The sequence below is a fragment of the Micromonospora sp. CPCC 205546 genome (genome assembly GCF_036902715.1).
Taxonomy (GTDB): domain Bacteria; phylum Actinomycetota; class Actinomycetes; order Mycobacteriales; family Micromonosporaceae; genus Micromonospora.
This window is the reverse complement of the sequence record NZ_JBAKHL010000021.1, coordinates 39,134-57,843: the sequence shown is the minus strand read 5'-3', so window position 1 is coordinate 57,843 and position 18,710 is coordinate 39,134. Positions and strand designations below refer to the sequence as shown.

At 74.5% G+C, this 18,710-nt stretch carries 15 protein-coding genes; 7 read left to right on the top strand and 8 right to left on the bottom strand.

Annotated features, from left to right (window positions below; translation table 11 throughout):
- Positions 1-13: 13 nt before the first annotated feature.
- The 3 genes from V6U77_RS12900 (at position 14) to V6U77_RS12890 (ending at position 4,444) form a co-directional block, all read left to right on the top strand.
- Positions 14-1,957, top strand: coding sequence for an amylo-alpha-1,6-glucosidase (locus V6U77_RS12900; RefSeq protein WP_334606523.1), 1,944 nt, complete (start codon positions 14-16; stop codon positions 1,955-1,957).
- A gap of 140 nt (positions 1,958-2,097) precedes the next feature.
- Positions 2,098-3,426: a glycosyltransferase family 4 protein gene (locus tag V6U77_RS12895; protein ID WP_334606522.1), complete on the top strand. Its 1,329-nt coding sequence runs from the start codon at positions 2,098-2,100 to the stop codon at positions 3,424-3,426.
- 208 nt (positions 3,427-3,634) lie between these two features.
- The gene (locus V6U77_RS12890) at positions 3,635-4,444 is read left to right on the top strand and encodes a metal-dependent hydrolase (protein WP_311412960.1); all 810 of its coding nucleotides are present in this window, start codon (positions 3,635-3,637) and stop codon (positions 4,442-4,444) included.
- Positions 4,445-4,529: 85 nt separating this feature from the next.
- Here the strand turns inward: V6U77_RS12890 and V6U77_RS12885 are convergent, their stop codons facing one another.
- Positions 4,530-5,057, bottom strand: a complete 528-nt coding sequence (locus V6U77_RS12885) for a hypothetical protein (RefSeq protein WP_334606521.1) — start codon at positions 5,055-5,057, stop codon at positions 4,530-4,532.
- Positions 5,058-5,330: 273 nt separating this feature from the next.
- On the opposite strand from V6U77_RS12885, the gene V6U77_RS12880 reads away from it, so the two are divergent.
- On the top strand, positions 5,331-5,903 hold the full coding sequence (locus V6U77_RS12880) for a GNAT family N-acetyltransferase (protein ID WP_334606520.1): 573 nt from the start codon (positions 5,331-5,333) through the stop codon (positions 5,901-5,903).
- A gap of 98 nt (positions 5,904-6,001) precedes the next feature.
- On the opposite strand, the gene V6U77_RS12875 is transcribed toward V6U77_RS12880, so the two are convergent.
- Positions 6,002-6,595, bottom strand: coding sequence for a nucleotidyltransferase family protein (locus V6U77_RS12875; protein ID WP_334606519.1), 594 nt, complete (start codon positions 6,593-6,595; stop codon positions 6,002-6,004).
- Positions 6,596-6,974: 379 nt separating this feature from the next.
- Positions 6,975-8,681 carry a bifunctional 3'-5' exonuclease/DNA polymerase gene (locus V6U77_RS12870; protein WP_334606518.1) on the bottom strand — a complete coding sequence of 569 codons (1,707 nt, stop codon included), beginning with the start codon at positions 8,679-8,681 and terminating at the stop codon, positions 6,975-6,977.
- A gap of 140 nt (positions 8,682-8,821) precedes the next feature.
- Between V6U77_RS12870 and V6U77_RS12865 the strand changes: the two genes are divergently transcribed.
- Both V6U77_RS12865 and V6U77_RS12860 read left to right on the top strand, forming a co-directional pair.
- The gene (locus tag V6U77_RS12865) at positions 8,822-10,699 is read left to right on the top strand and encodes an ABC transporter ATP-binding protein (RefSeq protein ID WP_334606517.1); all 1,878 of its coding nucleotides are present in this window, start codon (positions 8,822-8,824) and stop codon (positions 10,697-10,699) included.
- Positions 10,696-12,426, top strand: coding sequence for an ABC transporter ATP-binding protein (locus tag V6U77_RS12860; protein WP_334606516.1), 1,731 nt, complete (start codon positions 10,696-10,698; stop codon positions 12,424-12,426). The genes V6U77_RS12865 and V6U77_RS12860 overlap by 4 nt, the downstream gene beginning before the upstream one ends.
- Positions 12,427-12,437: 11 nt before the next feature.
- On the opposite strand, the gene V6U77_RS12855 is transcribed toward V6U77_RS12860, so the two are convergent.
- Genes V6U77_RS12855 through V6U77_RS12835 form a run of 5 tightly spaced genes read right to left on the bottom strand, consistent with a single transcriptional unit; the run spans position 12,438 to position 17,466 of the window.
- Positions 12,438-13,367, bottom strand: coding sequence for a carbohydrate ABC transporter permease (locus tag V6U77_RS12855; protein ID WP_334606515.1), 930 nt, complete (start codon positions 13,365-13,367; stop codon positions 12,438-12,440).
- Positions 13,367-14,275, bottom strand: a complete 909-nt coding sequence (locus tag V6U77_RS12850; protein ID WP_334606514.1) for a carbohydrate ABC transporter permease — start codon at positions 14,273-14,275, stop codon at positions 13,367-13,369. The genes V6U77_RS12855 and V6U77_RS12850 overlap by 1 nt, the downstream gene beginning before the upstream one ends.
- Positions 14,276-14,295: 20 nt before the next feature.
- Positions 14,296-15,732, bottom strand: coding sequence for an N-acetylglucosamine/diacetylchitobiose ABC transporter substrate-binding protein (ngcE, locus tag V6U77_RS12845; RefSeq protein ID WP_334606513.1), 1,437 nt, complete (start codon positions 15,730-15,732; stop codon positions 14,296-14,298).
- Positions 15,733-15,757: 25 nt separating this feature from the next.
- Complete coding sequence (locus V6U77_RS12840; protein ID WP_334606512.1) at positions 15,758-16,507, bottom strand: SIS domain-containing protein; 750 nt, start codon at positions 16,505-16,507, stop codon at positions 15,758-15,760.
- Positions 16,504-17,466 carry a MurR/RpiR family transcriptional regulator gene (locus tag V6U77_RS12835; protein ID WP_334606511.1) on the bottom strand — a complete coding sequence of 321 codons (963 nt, stop codon included), beginning with the start codon at positions 17,464-17,466 and terminating at the stop codon, positions 16,504-16,506. The genes V6U77_RS12840 and V6U77_RS12835 overlap by 4 nt, the downstream gene beginning before the upstream one ends.
- A 191-nt stretch (positions 17,467-17,657) precedes the next feature.
- Between V6U77_RS12835 and V6U77_RS12830 the strand changes: the two genes are divergently transcribed.
- Positions 17,658-18,644: an N-acetylglucosamine kinase gene (locus V6U77_RS12830; protein WP_334606510.1), complete on the top strand. Its 987-nt coding sequence runs from the start codon at positions 17,658-17,660 to the stop codon at positions 18,642-18,644.
- Positions 18,645-18,710: the final 66 nt, after the last annotated feature.

Sequence of the window (18,710 nt, the reverse complement as noted above, 5' to 3'; positions counted from 1 at the left end):
CGGTGGAGGAAAGTTGATCGACATTCGCTTCGGCCCGCAGGTCTGCGGCGATCTGACCGGCGGCGCGGCCCGGGAGTGGCTGGTCACCGACGGTCTCGGCGGCTACGCCACCGGCACGGTGAGCGGCCTGCGCACCCGTCGGTACCACGGACTGCTCGTGGTGGCCGGCGAGACGCCGGCGTCCCGCCGGGTGGGACTGGTCGGCCTCGACCCGGCGGTGCTGCTCCCCTCCGGGGCCCGGGTGCGCCTGGGCGCGCACGAGTGGGCCTCCGGCGACGTCGACCCGCGCGGCTTCGAGCTGCTGGAGCGCTTCGACCTGACCGACGGCCTGCCCCGGTGGCGTTGGCGGATCGGCGACGTGGTGATCGAGCGGGAGCTGGCGATGACGCACGGCCGCTCCTGCGTGGCCGTGGTGCACCGGCTGGTCTCCGGCGGGCCGGTGCGCCTCGACCTGGCGGCGGTCTGCACCTGGCGGGACGCGCACGGCGAGCGCCGCGCGGACGGCCCCGACCCACGGGTGGAGCCGGTGCCGGGCGGGGCCGTGGTCGAGGGCGCGTTCCGGCTCGCCGGGCCGGACTGGACCCCGCAGGGCCAGTGGTGGCTCGGCGCGCACCACCGGGAGGAGGCGGCGCGGGGCCTGAACCCCGACGAGGACCTCTGGTACGCGGGCCGGTTCTCGGGCGCGCTGGAGCGCCCGGGCGACACGGTCTCGGTGCTCGCCTGGTCCGGGGAGCTGGCCGAGGAGCCGCCCCCGGCGCCCGACGTGGTCGCCGCGGCGCGGGAGCGCAACCGGCGGGTGGTGGCCGCGGCGAAGCCGGCCGACCCGGTCGAGGCGACGCTCGCGCTGGCCGCCGACGCGTTCGTGGTCGGCACCTCCACCGGGCCGGACGTGGTGGCCGGCTATCCGTGGTTCGGCGCCTGGTCGCGGGACACGATGATCTCCTACGAGGGCCTGTTCCTCTGCACGAACCGGGCCGACGAGGGTCGGGAGCTGCTGCGGGCGTACGCGGCGACGCTGTCCGAGGGGATGCTCGCCAACACCGCCGACACCGGGCGGGTGGAGTACAACACCGTCGACGCGACCCTGTGGTTCCTGCACGCGGTCAGCCGGCACGTCACCGTCACCGGCGACACCGACCTCGGCGACGAGCTGCTGCCCGCGCTGCACGGGGTGGTCGACGCGCACCTGGCCGGCACCCGGTTCGGCATCGCCGTCGACCCCGCCGACGGGCTGCTCACCCAGGGCGGCACCCCGGGCACGGCGCTGACCTGGATGGACGCCCGGGTGTACGGGGTGCCGGTCACCCCGCGCACGGGCAAGCCGGTGGAGGTCAACGCGCTCTGGGTCAACGGGCTGGCCGGCCTGGCCGAGCTGACCGAGCTGGCGGGGCGGGACGCGCGCGAGCTGTGGCGGCTGCACGGGCGGGCCCGCGCCGCGTTCCGGGACCGGTTCCCGGCCCCGACGGGCTGGCTGCACGACGTGGTGGACGGGCCCGCGCCGGCGTACCCGCTGGGTGGTGCCGCGCACCACGACGACGACCTGCTGCGCCCCAACCAGCTGCTGGCCTGGTCGCTGCCGTACGCCCCGCTGGAGCCCGACGAGCCCACCGTGCGCCGGGTGGCGGGCGGGCTGCTCACCCCGCTGGGCCCGCGCAGCCTCTCCCCCGACGCGCCCGAGTTCGTCGGGCGGCACCGGGGTGGCCCGGCCGAGCGGGACGGCGCCTACCACCAGGGCACCGTCTGGCCGTGGCTGCTCGGCCCGTACGCCGACGCCGCCCGGCGGGCCAAGATGTCGGTCGATGACCTTTTCGTCGGCATCGAGGCACATCTGACCGAATACGGCCTAGGATCGGTCAGTGAGACGGCCGACGGCCTCGCGCCGCACGCCGCCACCGGGTGCCCGTTCCAGGCGTGGTCGGTCGCCGAGCTGCTGCGTGCCCGCAGGAACGGCCGGTAACGCTTTACACGACCGCAACGGCGGCGTCTCCGCCGGTTAGCCGGCCACCAGCAGGATGGGTCCCGATCCGGTCGCGACCGTCACGGGGCACCGCTCCGGTGCCGTCGGCGCGTACCCGGGGACGACTCGAAGGGGACCGCATGTCACCTGACGCCGACGTGATCGACATCCACCCCGCCCGGCGACAGCGGGTGCTGATGCTCTCCTGGGAGTACCCGCCGGTCCTCGTCGGCGGGCTCGGCCGGCACGTGCACGCCCTGTCCGTCGCCCTGGCCGCCGCCGGGCACGAGGTCACCGTCGTCACCCGACACACCGACGGCGCACCCCTGGAGGAGTACGCCGACGGCGTACGCATCGTCCGCGCCGCCGAGGACCCGGTCACCTTCCCCCTGGCCACCTCCTCCCTGCTCGCCTGGACCATGGCCTTCAACCACACCCTCACCCGCGCCGCGCTACGCGCCACCGAGGCCGGCTCCTACGACGTCGTCCACGCCCACGACTGGCTCGTCGCACACACCGCGATCACCGTCGCCGAGCACCTCGACCTGCCCCTGGTGACCACCGTCCACGCCACCGAGGCCGGCCGGCACCAGGGCTGGCTGCCGGAGGAGATGAACCGCACCATCCACGGCGTCGAGCACTGGCTGAGCAACGCCTCCGCCCGGGTCATCGCCTGCTCCGGCTACATGCGCGAGCAGGTCACCACCCTCTTCGACGTGCCGGTCGGGCAGATCGACGTGGTGCCCAACGGGGTCGACGACCGGGCCTGGCGCGCCCGGCCGGGGGCGGTCACGGCCGCCCGGGCCCGCTTCGCCGGTGACGGCCCGCTCGTCGGGTACGCCGGCCGACTGGTCTACGAGAAGGGCGTACAGCACCTGGTGCACGCCGTGCCGTACCTGCGCGACCGGCACCCCGGGCTGCGGGTGGTGATCGCCGGCGACGGCCCCTACCGCGCCGAGCTGGAGGAGCAGACGCGCCGCCTCGCGCTGGGGCAGACCGTACGCTTCGCGGGCTTTCTCGACTCGACCCGGCTGCCGGCGCTGCTCGGCGCCACCGACGCGACCGTGGTGCCCAGCCTCTACGAGCCGTTCGGGATGGTGGCCCTGGAGGCCGCGGCGGCCGGCGCGCCGCTGGCCGTGGCCCGCACCGGCGGCCTCGCCGAGATCGTCGAGCCGGGCGTGACCGGGGTGACCTTCCCGCACAGCGATCCCGGCGCCCTCGGCGAGGCGGTCGACCGGCTCCTCGGCGACGAGGTCCTCGCCCGGCGGGTGGCCCGGCAGGCGCGCACCATGGTCGGCCAGCGGTACGGCTGGACGGCCATCGCCGCCCGCACCGCCGGCACGTACGCGACGGCGTGCCGCGAGCACGGCCCGACGCAGGCCCGGCGTGCCGCCGCCCGGCTCGGCGGGGCCCGCCAGAAGATCACCATCCCCGAGGGGAACCTGCTCGCCGTCGGTGGCGCCCGCTGAGCAGGGGGCATCCCCGCCGTCCGGTGCCCGACAGACCGGCCCGCCGCGCCGCCCCGGCAGGACATACTTCCTGCCGGTACGCCCAGCGCCACCCACCCCCTCCCCGCCACCGTCCGTAGTGGACGTCCCGGCGATGCCCCTGCGCCGCACCGGCGAACTACAGTGGCGTAGTTTTGGCGCTCAAGATCCCTGGGGAGGGTGAGCCGACATGATGGGACCGTCCCACGCGCTGTCCGGCGCGGCGGTGTGGCTGGCCGGGTCCTGGGCGCTGCAACAGTTCGCCGACTACCACCAGTCGCCGCTGGAACTCGCCGTCGGCACGGCGGTCTGCGCCGGTGGGGCGCTCTTCCCCGACCTCGACCTCTCCGGCAAGGTGACCCGCAACCAGGGTGGGGCGACCGTCGCCCGCACCTTCGGCGTCTTCTCGCTCTTCATCGCCGAGGTGATGGAGAAGGTCTCGCTCGGGGTCTACTACGCCACGAAGCTCAGCAAGGATCCGCGCCGCAACAACGGCCACCGGACGCTGACCCACACCATCCCGTTCACCCTGCTGGTCGGCTGGGGCACCACCACGCTCTGCGCCGCGTACGGCAAGTGGGCGGTCATCGGCATCCTGTTCTTCATGTTCGGGCTGGCGCTGCGCGGCCTGTTCGACAAGTGGGCGGAGCGCGCCGGCTGGGTGATCGTGACCCTCGCGTCGGCCGCCGCCGCCTGGTACACCTTCGCCAACCTGCCCGGGGGCCGCGGCTATCCGCTGATCGGCACCGCCGTGGGTGTCGGCTGCTTCGTGCACATCCTCGGCGACATGATCACCCGGGCCGGGGTGCCCATCCTCTGGCCCATCCCGATCAAGCGTCGGATGTGGACGCCGATCGGGCTGCCGAACAAGATCGCCCTGCGGGCCGGCAGCAAGACCGAGGTGGTGGTCGTCCGGGCCGTGTTGACCGCGATCTCGGTGCTCGCGGCGGCCGGGCTGGTCGCCCCGTCGGTGCTGCAACGCTTCAACATCGACGTCTGAGGCGTCGGCGTACGCGGCGGTGGCCAGGTGAGCTGCTCGGCCGGCGCGTCGGCGGGGACCAGGTCGGCCGGCGGGCGGGACGCGGTCACGGGGCCTCGGGACCGCCGGGGCGGGCCACCGGGGACGCGGACGGGGCGGGCGTGGCCGGCGAGCCGGGGCGGCTCCAGCGGGCCAGCCACCCGGTCGCCGCCCGCAACCCCCGCACCACGGCCGCGTGGACCACCACCGGGCAGAGCACGACCGCCGTCGTAAGGAACCAGGCCAGCGCCGCGTCGGCGACGGCCGCTCCGGTGACGGCCGCGATGCCGGCGACGTACAGGCCGACGAGCAGCGCGGCGACCCCGCAGGCCGCCAGCGTGCGGGCGGACGCGCCACGGCGGGCGAGGGCGACGTCGCCGATGACGACCGCCGGCACCACCACGAGCAGCACCAGGACGGCACCCGGCAGGGCGGCGTCCAGCACCATGAAGGGCCTGGCCAGTGGCCCGTCCGGGCTGGCGTCGGCGACCAGGGCCAACGCGAGCCGCGCCAAGAGGCCGACCCACCCCTCGGCGACGTACACCAGCCAGGCGGCGACCGCCCCGGCGACGTGCCGGGTCAACGTTCCGATCATCGGCGGACCTCCCCCGCGTCAGCGGCCGCCGCAGTGTGCCACGGCGGCGGACGCCGCGTCCGCCGACGCTAGCGGAACAGAGGCCCGGCGTGGGGGCACGACAAGTGCCCCGGCCCGCCGGTCATCGCGCAGAAGCCGGACGTCCTGGCCACCGCCCGGCAGATCGCCCGGCCGTCCGGGCCCACGCCCTCCGCGGGCCTCGTCGTACGGCGCGCCGCACCCCGAGGCGGCACGGGGCAGCGGGCGACCCGGCCCGTCGCTACGGTGCGGAGGATGGACAGTGCCCATCCGATGGTGGCCGGCATCGTGCACCAGGCGCCCGGCTCGACCGTACGGCTGCGCCCGGTGGCCAAGGACGATCTGGCGATGTTGCGCCGGTTCGCGGTCGAACCCGGGCTGATCGGGCTCGACTGGGCCGGCTTCCGGGACGCCGCCGCGCCGGCCCGCCGATTCGCCGAGGACGGCTATCTCGGCGAGCGCACCGGCGGCCTGATCGTGCAGGTCGAGCCGGCGGCGGATGCCCGGGCGGGCTACCTCAGCTATCTCCAGGGCCAGTACGGTGGGCGGGCGCCGTACTGGGAGATCGGCATCGTGCTGCTGCCCGAGTGGCGCGGCCAGGGCATCGGCTGGCGGGCCCAGGCGCTGCTCTGCGACTACCTGTTCAGCCACACCCCGGCGCAGCGCATCCAGGCCAGCACCCATGCCGAGAACACCGCCGAGCAGCGGTCGCTGGAGAAGGCCGGCTTCCAGTTGGAGGGGGTCGTGCGGGCCTGCGAGTTTCGGGCCGGCGCCTGGCGCGACGCGTGGCTCTACAGCCGGCTGCGCGACGACCCGTCACCGCTGTGACCGAACGGCTCGACGTCCCTCCGGTTGCGGGTCGCGCCGTTGCGGAAGGTGTCCGCGGCAGCAACCCGTGTCCTGGCGGCTGAGCCTGCCCGGCGGGGTCAGGCGCCGAGACGCTGGGGTGGAACGGTCAGCCCGTAGAGCGCCATCAGCTCCGGGGTGTCGACCCGGCTGCCGTCGGCCACCGAGTCACAGGAGATGTCGACGATCTGGTCCTTGTGCGCCAGCAGGTAGGGCCGGGCGCCCACGTCCGCGCTGGCCAGGGTGGCGATGCCGGACCAGTGCCGGCGTCCGAACAGCATCGGGTAGCCGCGCAGCCCGTCGTAGGTGGCGCAGACCAGCACGTCGGGGTACGGCAGCGCGACCACCCGGCGTACGGCGGTCGCGGTCAGGCCGGGCATGTCGACCGGCACCACCACGACCGCCTCGATGCCGTCGTCGTCGAGTGCGGCCAGACCGGCCCGGATGGACGAGCCGACGCCGGTCCCCCACGCCCGGTTGATCACCACCGTGGCCCGGCTCAGGTCCGCCGTCGCGCGGACCTGGTCGGCCGCGGCGCCGAGCACGACCACGATCCGCTCGCAGCCCGCCTCGGTCATCGTGTCGATCATCTGGTTCACCAGGGGCTTCTCCCCCTGGTGCAGCAGCGCCTCGGGACCGCCGATGCGGCGCCCCCCGCCCGCGGCGATGATCATTCCTGCGATCCGGTTCAGCTGGGCCCCCTCCACCGTGGAGCGGGCCGTGACGCGAGGGCACGGCCCGCTCCGTCGTACGGACATCGGGAGCAACGACGAGGAGGCGGGCGGGGTAGCGGGGCGAAAAGGGAAAATAGTCCAACTGTTACCGGTCCGGAACCGCGCGACGCCGCCCCCGAGGGGGCGTGCCGGCGCTCAGGAGGACGCCGTCGTTCCCTGCCCCGTCAGCGAGCGCGCGCCCCTGCCGCGACGGCCACGTCCTCGCCGGTGCCCGGCGTCCGGTGCGTCGGCCGCCGTCCGTACGCCCGGCAGCCGAGTCGCGGCACGCGTGGGACGCCGCCGACCGCGGATCCGGCGTACCGACCCGGGGCGGGAGCCGTCAGGCCGCGTCGGCGTAGCAGTCCACGACGGACAGGTCCAGCGGGAAGCGGACCGGGGTGTCGCCGAAGAGCAGCGCCGTGGCCTGCTCACCGCACCGGGCGACCGTGTCGGCGACCGAGTCGGCCCGCTGCGCCGGGCAGTGCACGACCACCTCGTCGTGCTGGAAGAAGACCAGCTCCGCGCCGGTGTCGGCGAGCTGGCCGCGCAGCGTCGCCAGCAGGGTCGAGGCCCACTCGGCGGCGGTGGCCTGGATGACGAAGTTTCGGGTGAACCGCCCCCGGGACCGGGCCGCCCGCGCGCGCGGCGACTGGGGGTCGTCGCCGTCGGAAACGTCCGCGTCGACGTCGACGTCGCCGAAGCCGGCCGTGCCGGGCGGGCAGGTGCGCCCCAGCCAGGAGCGCACCAGCCCGCCGGCCTCCCCCGTGCGGGCGGCCGCCTCCACGTAGCCGAAGGCCGTCGGGTAGTTGCGCCGCAGCACCGCCAGCGCCGGCACGGCCGCCCCGCCGGTCTGCCCGTACATCGCGCCGAGCAGCGCCACCTTGGCCCGGGGCCGGTCGCCGCCGAAGGCGTCCTGGGCGAGGGCGGCGTAGAGGTCGCCGGCGCCACCGGCGGCCGCGAGCCGGGCGTCGCCGGAGACCGCGGCGAGCACCCTCGGCTCCAGCTGGCCGGCGTCGGCGACCACGAACCGCCAGCCCGGATCGGCCACCACCGCCCGCCGGATCACCTTGGGGATCTGCAACGCACCGCCGCCCCGGGTCGCCCAGCGGCCGGAGACCACCCCGCCCGGCACGTACTCCGGCTGGAAGCGGCCGTCGCGCACCCACGCGTCGCGCCAGGCCCAGCCGTGCGCCGTCCAGATCCGGTAGAGCTCCTTGTATTCCAGGACCAGCGGCACCGCCGGATGGTCCACCCCGCGCAGCACCCAGGCCCGGGTGTTGGGCAGTTCCACGCCGGCCCGGGCGAACGCCCGCAACAGCTCCGCCGGGGAGTCGGCGTGCAGCTGGCGTACGCCGAACGCGTCGGCGATCCGCGCGGACAGCTCGGCCAACCGGCGCGGCGGGCCGCCCACCGGCGACGGCTCGCCCAGCAGCTCGGCGAGGACCTCGTCGTGCACGTCGACCCGCCAGGGCAGCCCGGCGGCCCCCATCTCCACCGCGACCAGCGCGCCGGCCGACTCGGCCGCGACCAGCAGCCGGAACCGGCCGGGGTGCTCGGTCGCGGCGATCCGGGCGAGCTGGTCGGCGTACACCCGGGTCAGTGCCTCGACGCCGGGGCCCGACGGGCCGGGCAGGGCGTCGAAGAGCGCGCCCTGGCCGTGGCCGGGCGGTGCGGCCGGACGCGGCGGCGGGTCGGCCGGCACCGGCCCGCCGGCCAGCCGGGCCCAGGCCGCCGCGAACGAGCGGGGCTCACCCCAGCGGCCGGCGTGGCCGAGCAACAGGGCCTCGGTCAGCTCCACGTCGTGGCAGCGCTCGACCCGCACCCCGGCGCGCAGCAGCGCGGGGTAGAGCGTCGCGCCGGAGGCCCACACCCAGCGCGGCCGCTCGGCCGCCTCGCACGCCGCGACGGCGGCGGCCAGGTCGGTGACCGGCCGCACCGGGCCGACCGGCAGCCCGGCGGCGTCGAGGGGTTGCAGCGCTCCCCCACCCCGCTCGTCCGAGACCACCGCCACCAGCACGGACGTGATTCTGCCTCGCCCCTGCGACACTTCACCCGCCAACCGCCGCCGCGCCCCGGGCCGGGCGGGTCGGCGGCGACACGGCGGCAGGCGGTGGGAACGGGGCGGTGCGGCGGCGCCCGGGTGGGAACGGGGCGGTGCGGCGGCGCCCGGCTCGCTAGCGTGGGCCGGTGCCACCACGGATCCCCCATCCCGAGCCCGGTACTCCGGACGCCCGGGGCCCGTTGCGCTACCTGTGGTGGCTCGTCCGCTGCCAGCCGTGGCGGGTGCTGCGCGGCAGCCTGTTCGGCACGGCCTGGATGACCGCCCTGTCGGTCCGCCCCTACCTGATCTCCCGCGCCGTGGACGACGGGCTGCGCACCGGCGACACCCGGACCCTGGCCCTGTGGGTGGCGGCGATCGTCGTCGCCGGCGTGGCGCTGTCCTGGCTGGGCATCATGCGGCACCGCACGATGACCTTCGTCCGGGAGGACGCGAAGGCGCGTTCCGCCGCCGTGGTGCTCCGCCACCTGTCCCGGGTCGGCGCCGTGCTGCCACGCCGCGCCGCGGCGGGCGAGGTGGCCACGGTCGGCGGCACCGACATCGACCGGGCGGCGCAGGTGATGACGATGACCGGGCCCGGCGTCGGCGCGGTGGTCGCATACGTGGTCGTCGCCGTCGTGCTCTGGTCGATCTCGCCCCTGCTCGCGCTCTGCGTGCTGGTGGGCGTGCCGTCGGTCGTCCTGGTCGTCGCTCCCCTGCTGCGCCGGCTGGAGCGGGCGGAGTCGGTCTACCGGCAGCAGCAGGGTGAGCTGACCGCCCGGTCGGGCGACATCGTGGCCGGGCTGCGGGTGCTCGCCGGGGTGGGTGGCCGGGACCTGTTCGCCCGCCGGTACGCGGCCCGCTCCCGCGACCTGCTCGTCGAGGGATACCGGGTCGGCTCCGTGAACAGCTGGATCGACGCGGCGACGGTGGCCGTACCCGGGTTGTTCCTCGCGGCGGTGGTGTGGCTGTCGGCCCGGATGACGGTCACCGGAGACATCAGCGTCGGAGAGCTGGTCGCCGTCTACGGCTACGTCGCGACACTCGTCGTGCCGGTCTGGTTCCTGCTGGAGTGCGGCCACCAGCTGATCCGGGGCCGGGTCGCGGCCCGCCGGATCGTCGCCCTGCTCACCGTCACGCCGGACGACGTCGGCGGGCCGCGCGCCACGCCGACCCGTGCCGGCGCGACGACGGTTCCCGGCAGTCGGCAGCCGGCCGGCCCCGCCGCCCCGGTCCCGGCCCCCGCCGGTCCGCTCGCGCCGCCTGCGGCCCCCGGCGTCCCCGCCATCCCGGTCCAGGCCCACGCCGACCCGCTCGCGGCCCCCGACGGCCCCGCCGACCTGCACGACCGGTCGAGCGGGCTGACCGTCCGGGCCGGCCGCCTCACCGCGGTGGCCGCCGCCGACCAGGCCGACGCCCTCGCGCTCGCCGACCGGCTCGGCCGGTACACCCTCAGCGACGCCACCTGGGGCGGCGTGCCGCTGACCGGCGTCGGACTGGAGCAGGTGCGGGCCCGCATCCTTCTCGCCGACCACGACGCCTACCTGTTCGCCGGGACGCTGCGGGAGTTGCTGCGCGGGGCCCGGCCCGACGGTAGCCGGGGGCGGATCGCCGCCGCCCTGCACGCCGCGTCGGCCGAGGACGTCGTCGACGCCCTGCCGCGCGGGCTGGACACCCCGCTGGACACCCGCGCCCGCTCCCTCTCCGGCGGCCAACGGCAACGGGTCCGGCTGGCCCGGGCGTTGCTCGCCGAGCCGGAGGTGCTGATCCTCGTCGAGCCGACCTCGGCGGTGGACGCGCACACCGAGGCGCGGATCGCCGAGCGGCTGCGCCGCGCGCGGGCCGGCCGGACGACCGTCGTACTCACCACCTCGCCGCTGCTGCTGGGGCGGGCCGACGAGGTCGCGCACCTGGTCGCGGGGCGGGTCGTCGCCGCCGGCACACACGCCGACCTGCTCGACCGGGACCCGGGCTACCGGCTGCTCGTGGCCCGTGGCGACGCCGACGCCGAGCAGGCGCTGCGGTGAGCGGGCTGCCGGTCGCCGACCGGGCCGCCGTGCGCCGGGCCACGCGCGAGCTGATCGCCCGGGACCGGCGCGCCGTCGCGACCGTGCTGGCGCTGCACGCGACCGCCACGGTCGCCGGGCTCGCCCCGCCGTGGCTGCTCGGCACCATCGTCGACCGGGTGTCCGCCGGGGCCGGCGTCGCCACCGTCGACCGGCTCGCCCTGGCGATCGGCGGGGCCGTGCTGGTCCAGACGCTGCTGTCGCGCTACGCGCGGTACGCCGGCCACCGCTTCGGCGAGCGTGCCGTGGCGCGGCTGCGCGAGGAGTTCGTCGAGCGGACGCTGAACCTGCCCGTCGGCGTCGTCGAGCGCGCCGGCTCCGGGGACCTGGCGACCCGCAGCTCGGTCGACGTGGCGACGGTCGGCACCACGGTCCGGGACGTGGTGCCCACCATCGTCATCGCCTCGGTGCAGCTGACGCTGCTGTTCGGCGCGGTGTTCCTGCTGCACCCGCTGCTCGGGCTGGCCGCGCTCGCCGGGCTGCCGACGATCGCGCTGGTGACCCGGTGGTACCTGCGGCGCGCCAGCCCGGCGTACCTGGCCGAGGGGGCAGCCGCCGCCGAGCTGACCGAGACGCTGACGACCACCGCGGAGGGCGCCCGTACGGTCGAGGCGTTCCGGCTGTCCGACGAACGGATCGGGCACGGCACCGCGCGCATCGCCCGGGTCTGGGGCGCCCGGCGGGCGACCCTGGCGCTGCGCACCGTGTTCTTCACCGTGGTGGAGGCCAGCTATCCGCTGCCCGTGGCCGCGCTGCTGCTGGTCGGTGGGCTCCTGCTCACCCGGGGCGAGGTGTCCCTCGGCGCGGTCGTCACCGCCACGCTCTACCTGCAGCAGGCGATCGAGCCGCTGGACCGGATCCTGCAGTGGACGGAGCAGGCGCAGCGCGGCTTCGCCTCGTTCGCCCGGGTGCTCGGCGTCGGCCAGGTGCCGCCGGAGCGGCCCGGCCGGGCCGCCGCGCCGGTGGACGAAAGGCTGGTCGTACGGGGAGCCCGGTTCGCGTACGGGGGCGGACCCGACGTGCTGCACGGCATCGACCTCGACGTGCGGCCCGGCGAGCGGTTGGCGCTCGTCGGGCCGTCGGGGGCCGGGAAGTCCACCCTGGCGCGGCTGCTCGCCGGGATCGACGCGCCCCGGGAGGGGGTCGTCAGCGTCGGCGGCTGCCCGGTCACCGACCTGGACCCGGCCGAGCGCCGGCGGCGCATCGCCCTGGTCACCCAGGAGCACCACGTCTTCATCGGCTCGCTACGTGACAACCTCGCGTTCGCCGCCCCGGACGCCTCCGACGACCGGATGCGCGCGGCGCTGGCCACGGTCGGCGCCGACTGGCACGACCGCCTGCCCGGCGGCCTCGACACCCCGCTCGGCGACGGGGCGCACCCGCTCGGGGCGGCCGAGGCCCAGCAGATCGCGCTGGCCCGGCTGGTGCTCGCCGACCCGCACACGCTGATCCTCGACGAGGCGACCGCCGCCCTCGACCCGACCACCGCCCGACGCACCGAACGGTCCCTGGCCGCCCTGCTCACCGGGCGGACCGTCATCGCGATCGCGCACCGCCTCAACACCGCCCACGACGCCGACCGGGTGGCGGTGCTGGAGGGGGGCCGGATCACCGAGCTCGGCAGTCACGACGAGCTGGTCCGGGCCGACGGCCCGTACGCCGCCCTGTGGCGTTCCTGGCACCCCTGAGCCGCCCCGGTCTACTTCACCGCCCCGGAGGTGAGGCCGGACTGGATCTGGCGTTGGAAGATCGCGTACACGACGATCATCGGGAGGATGGCGATGGTCAGGGCGGCGAAGAGGCCGGACCAGTCCGCCTCGTAGCCGGCGTTCACCGAGATGTCCGCGATGCCCTGGGTGAGCACCCACTTGTCCTTGGCGTTGGAGAGCAGCACGAGCGGCAGCTGGTACTGCCCCCACTGGCCGATGATGTTGAAGATCCCGACGCTGATCAGGCCCGGCTTCGCCATCGGCATCATCACCTGGAAGAAGAGCCGGGTGTGCGAGCAGCCGTCGATCATCCCCGCCTCGGCGACCGACGACGGCAGCGTCTTGAAGAACGCGGCCAGGAAGAACACCGTGAACGGCAGCGAGTAGGCGATGTAGACCAGCACCACCCCGGTGTGGGTGTCCAGCAGCCCCAGGTTCTTCACCACGAAGAAGAGCGGCACGAGAGCCAGGAAGACCGGGAACGCCAGCCCCGAGACGAACAGGTAGTAGATCGCCCGGTTGCCCCAGAACTTGTAGCGCGCCAGCACGTACGCGGCCATCGAGCCCAGCAGCATGGTGCCGAAGGTGCTGCACGCCACCACGATCACGCTGTTGAGGAAGTAGCGCCCGACGTTGGCCTTGTTCCACGCCCGGGCGTAGTTCTCGAACCGCAGCTCGCCCGGCAGGGTCCAGGGGCTGCTGAAGATCTCCGTGGTGTTCTTGAACGAGGCGAGGAAGGTCCAGAGGATGGGCACGACCACGATCACCGCCCAGACCGCGAGCGCCACGTGCCCGAGGGTGGCGAGGAGCCGTACCTCCGAGCGCCTGCCCCTGCCGCCGCGCCCACCCGCGGCGCCCGGCTTCACGGTCTTCGGCGGTAGCGCCGCCGGCGTCGGCGGCAGCGTCGTCTGCGGGTTCATCAGTACTCCACGCTTTCCCGCTTGGTCAGCCGCAGCGTCAACGCCGCGAACGTGAGGGTGAGGAAGAACAGCGCCACGCCCATGGCGGAGGCGTAGCCGTACTTCGAGTAGACGAAGGCGTTGCGGTAGATCTCCATCGCCAGCACGGTGGTGGCGCCGTCCGGGCCGCCGCCGTCGACCGAGAGCACCGAGACGATGGCGAACGCGTCGAACGCGGCGATGCCCAGGTAGACCCAGGCGACCTGGAGGGTGTCCCAGAGCAGCGGCAGGGTCACCCGGAAGAACAGCGTCACGCGGCTCGCCCCGTCCACCTCGGCGGCCTCGTAGATCTCGCCCGGGATGGAGGCCATGCCCGCCGAGAAGAGCACCACGTAGAAGCCGACCGCCTGCCAGACCAGCACGCCGATGATCGACCAGAGCGCCAGGTTCGGCCGGACCAGGAAGAGCACCGGGTCGAAGCCGAGCTTCATCAGCACGCCGTTGATCAGGCCGGACTCGTTGGGCCGGTAGACCATCTGGAACAGCACCGCGATGATGGCCACCGCCAGGACCTGGGGGAAGAAGAACACCACCCGGTAGAACTTCGACCCCCAGACCCCCTGGCGTTGCCCGCCGCTGCTCTTGCCGCCCACGTTGAGCAGGAACGAGAAGAACAGCGCGATGGCGATGGTGATCAGCGGCAGGGCAAGCAGCAGTACGCCGTGGTGCTGGACCGCCTTCCAGAAGTTGTCGTCGTCGAACAACCTCCGGAAGTTGTCGAAGCCCACCCACTGCGGGGCCGAGAGCCCTCGCCAGTTGGTCATCGAGATCTGGAACGCCTGCGCGTACGGCGCGATGACGAAGACCACGTACAGCGTGACCGGGACGAAGAGGAACCCGATCACGAACGGATACTTGCCGTGCCGCATGACCCCTACGCTCCGATCGATCAGCGCGTGAACTTGGCGATGGAGCTGTCCTTCTTGATCGCGTCGGCGCGCTTCTGGATCCGCTCCACGAAGGCGTCCGCCTTGATCCGGCCGAACATCAGCTCGTTGGTGGCCGTCCGCGCCTCCGTGTCGAGCTCCTTGTACCAGCCGTCGAAGTACAGGTTGAACACGTCCTGGCCGGCGGCCTTGAGCGCGGCCTGCGAGCTGGCCACGCCGGGCGGGAAGGCGAAGCCCTCCGAGCCGGCGGTGACCACCGTCGGAGCCTTGACCACCTCCGTGAAGCCCTTCGCGCCGGCCACCGAGAGCATCTGGCGCATGTACTCCAGGCCACCCTTGGGGTTCTTGCTCTTGGCCGAGACGAAGTAGCCCTCACCGGCGGTCGCCCGCAGCGCCGTCACCGGCAGCTTGTCCGAGGCGGACAGGCTCGGCACCGGCATGAGCTGGTAGTCGAAGCCGGACGGCGTGTCCTTCTTCTGCTCGCCCTCCAGCCAGTCGCCACTGGGGTAGAACGCCAGCTTGTACTGGTTCTGCCGCAGCTGCACGTCGGTGTGCTTGAGCCCCTCGAAGCTCTTGTCGACGTACTTGGCGCCGATCTCGGCCCACGCCTCGGCGGCCTGCTTGACGGCGTCCTGCTGCCAGGCGCCGTCCTCCAGGTTGTCGATGTTCTTCAGCACGTCCGTGCCGCCGATCTTCGCCGCGTGGGTGAGGATCACGTTCCACTGGTAGTACGCGGCGTTCGCCCCGGCGTAGCCGTACGGGGTGATGCCCTTGGCCTTGATCTGGTCGAGCAGGGCGGTGAACTCCGACCAGTTCTTCGCCGGCGCCCAGCCGTTGTCCTTGAACAGCTTGCCCGAGTACCAGATGCCGAAGACGGTGGAGACGTAGTACAGGACGTACGGCTTGCCGTTGAACGAACCGGCCTCGACGGTGCCCGGCACGACGGTGTCGCGGACCTTCTTGTTGGGGTCGTCGACCGACGGGGCGTCCCACAGCTCGGTGAGGTCCGCGAGCTGACCGTCGGCGACCAGGGAGCCGAAGTCGATCAGCTTCTCGCCGGAGTTGTTGACGAACTCCGGCGGGTTGCCCGAGGCGAAGCGCGGCTGGAGCACCGTGGACACGGCCTGGGTCGACTGGTGCTTGACCTCGGCCTTCGGGAACGCCTTCTTGTACAGCGGCTGGTGCACGTCGGTGGCGTACTTCTCGCCGTAGCCACCGTTGAAGATGACCACCTCGATGGGGACGTCCTCGGGCACGCCGAGCGGGTTGGTGGCGCTCTTGGTGCCGCCCGCGACCGGCTCGTTCTTCTCGTCGCCGCCGCTGGTCGCGCAGGCGCTCAGCAGGCCGGCGGCCGGGGTGGCGAGCAGGCCCACCGCGGCGGCCCGACGCAGCACGGTCCGGCGGCTCAGGTCGGCCGGGTTGTCGGGGGTAATCGACATCGTCGTCTCTCCTTGTGTGTTCGGGTCAGGCGGTGCGTCGGAGGCGTCCGGCGTACCGCGACTCGAGGGCGTGGTTGTGCTCGTCCCCGCCGGGGACGTTGGCGGAGAGGTAGACAGGGGGTACCTCCCCGACCTGGTGGAACCGTCGTACGACCTCGGCGGTCAACAGCTGCGCCAGCAGCGCCGCGGTGACCGAGGAGACCGCACAGACCGCGCCGCCGCCCTCGAGCGGCAGCAGTGCGTCGCCGTACGGCGCGCCGTTGTCCAGCACGACGTCGGCGAGGTCGGCGAGACGCCGGCCGGACGGGTGCCGTGGGGCGACCCGTGCGGTGTGCGCGACCGAGGTGACCGCGATCAGCGGGTGGCCGCGTCCGGTGACCAGCGTCGCCAGCTCGACCACCGAGCCGTTGATGCCGGACTGGGAGGCCACCACGAACACGTCACGCGGCTGCGGGGCGGCCAGCGCGTAGAGCTGGTGGGCGACGGCGGGATCACGCTCCAGCTTCGGGTCGGCGAGCACATCGCGCGGGGCGTCGCCGTGCAGCACCAGGTCGTGCAGGGAGAGCCGGTTCGTGGGCACGAGCCCGCCGGCCCGCGCGACCAGCTCCGCGGCGAACGCCTCGGAGTGACCGGCGCCGAACGCCTGGAGCACCCCGCCGGCGCGCAGGCTGGTGGCGATCAGGTCGGCGGCGACCCCGATCCCGTCGGCGCTGGCGTCGACGAGCCGGTCGAGCACCGGACGGACGGCGTCGGCGTACCCCTGGGCGCTGATCATGCGCTGGCCCCCTTCGCGGCCTTGTGCCCGTCGACGGCCTGGGCGGTACGCCGGAAGGCCGCGTGGGCGCGGTCGTGGGTGCGCTGGGCTACGGCGATGTAGAGCAGGTCGAGCACCACCAGCTGCGGGTGCCGTGCGGACAGCGCGTCGGGGCGGAAGGTGGTGGCCTGGCTGGCGGTGAGCAGCACGATGTCGGCCAGCTCTGCCAGCGGTGAGCGCGGGAACCCGGTCAGCGCCACGGTCGTCGCGCCCCGACTGCCGGCCTCGGCGAGCATCTCGATGGTCTCGCGGGTCTGGCCGGTGTGCGAGATGCCGAGCGCCACGTCGCCCTGGCGCAGCAGGGCCGCGCTGGCGAGGCCCTCGTGCACGTCGTTCCAGACCCAGGCCGCCACTCCGATGCGGTGCAGGCTGAACTGCATCTCCTCGCCGACCAGGGCGCTGCCGCTGGCCCCGAAGATGTTGACCCGCGAGGCCCCGGCGATGGCGACGGCGGCCCGTTCCACCTCGGCGAGGTCGAGCAGCGCGGCGGTGTCGTGCATGGCACGGGTGTCGGCGGCCATGATCTGGTCGAGCACCCGGGAGAGGGGATCACTCGGCTGGATCTCGCGTCCGATGTCGACGGTCCAACCCGCGGAGCGGGCCCGCCCGGTCTCCGCGGCGATGCCCAGCCGCAGGTCGGCGTAGCCGTCGAAGCCCATCGCCCGGCAGAACCGGGTGATCGTGGCCGGCGAGGTGCCGCTGCGCTCGGCCAGCTCCACGATGGTCGCCCGGGCGGCGGCCTCCGGGTCGCTGAGCACGTGCTCGGCGACCCGGCGCAGCGCCCCGGTCAGCTCGCCCGCGCCGGCCCGGACCCGGGCCAGCACGCCGTCGGAGCCGATCCCGAGCGCACCCCGCCGGTCGACCGCGCCGGCGTCGACCACCGCGGTCCCCGCGGAGGTGTCCACCTCGTGATCAACCATGGGGCACCTTTCGGAAAAGAGTGTTAACTGTTAGTGGTAAAAGTTCTTACTGAAAGCCCCTCCGTGTCAAGACCGTGGGCGAAGTTTTCAAACTGTTACCTGGCGCACGCCTCAGGAACCCGTCCGCCCCCTTGCCGGTCGTCGCCGGGCCGACCAGCATGAAGCGGCGTCGATCGGAGGGGTGGGTGCGGATGTCCGACACCGTCGTGGTCGGTCTCGACATCGGGGGTACGTCCACCCGGGCTACCGCCCTGACCCTGGACGGGCGGCGGCTGGGCAGCGGCCGGGCGGGCGGCGGGAATCCCACCAGCCACGGCGCCGAACGGGCCGCGGGCGAGCTGCTGACCGCGCTGCGGCAGGCGCTCGCCGACGTCGATCCGGCCCGCGTACGCGGTGGCACGATCGGGCTGGCCGGTGCGGGGCGGCTGCTCGCCGACCCGGCGGGTCGGGACGCCTTCGACCGGGCCTGGCGCGACGCCGGCCTGCGCTGCCCGTACGCGGTGCACGGCGACGCGCTGGTCGCGTACGCCTCGGGCACCGCCAGCCCCGACGGCACGGTGCTCATCGCCGGCACCGGTGCGATCGCCGCCGGGGTCCGCGAGCTGCGGCTGGACCGGATCGCCGACGGTCACGGGTGGCTGCTCGGCGACGCGGGCTCGGGCTACTGGCTGGGCCGGGAGGCGGTCCGCCGGCTGCTGGCCGACCTCGACCGGGGGCACGCGCCGGGTGGGCTGGCGGCGCAGGTGCTCACCGAGCTGCTCGGCTCCGCCGACGTGGCCGCCCGCCCCCGGGACACCGTCGACGCGCTGGTCCAGGCGGTGACCCGGCGGCCCCCCGTGGAGCTGGCCCGGCTGGCGCCCCTCGTGGTCGCCGCCGCCGTGGACGGCGAACCGGTCGCCGCCGGGCTGATCGACGAGGCGGCCGCGCACCTGGCGGCGAGCGCGGCCCGCATCCGCCCGGCCGGCGACGCCTCCCCGCTCGTGCTCGGCGGCGGCCTGCTGACCGGTGGCACGCCGCTCGCCGCGGTGGTGCGGACGGAGGTCGGCCGACGGTGGCCGGACGCGCCGCTGCACTCGGCGGGCGACGGCGCGGCCGCAGCGGCGTGGCTCGCCGCCCGGGGACTGCCCGAGGTGACCGATCCGCAGGCCCTGCACGCCCTGCTGGTCCCGCCGGCCTGACGCTTGCGCGCGGGGCGGGCGAGGCACACGGCGCTCGTGTCGCCGCCCCGCCGTCGATCCGCGCTC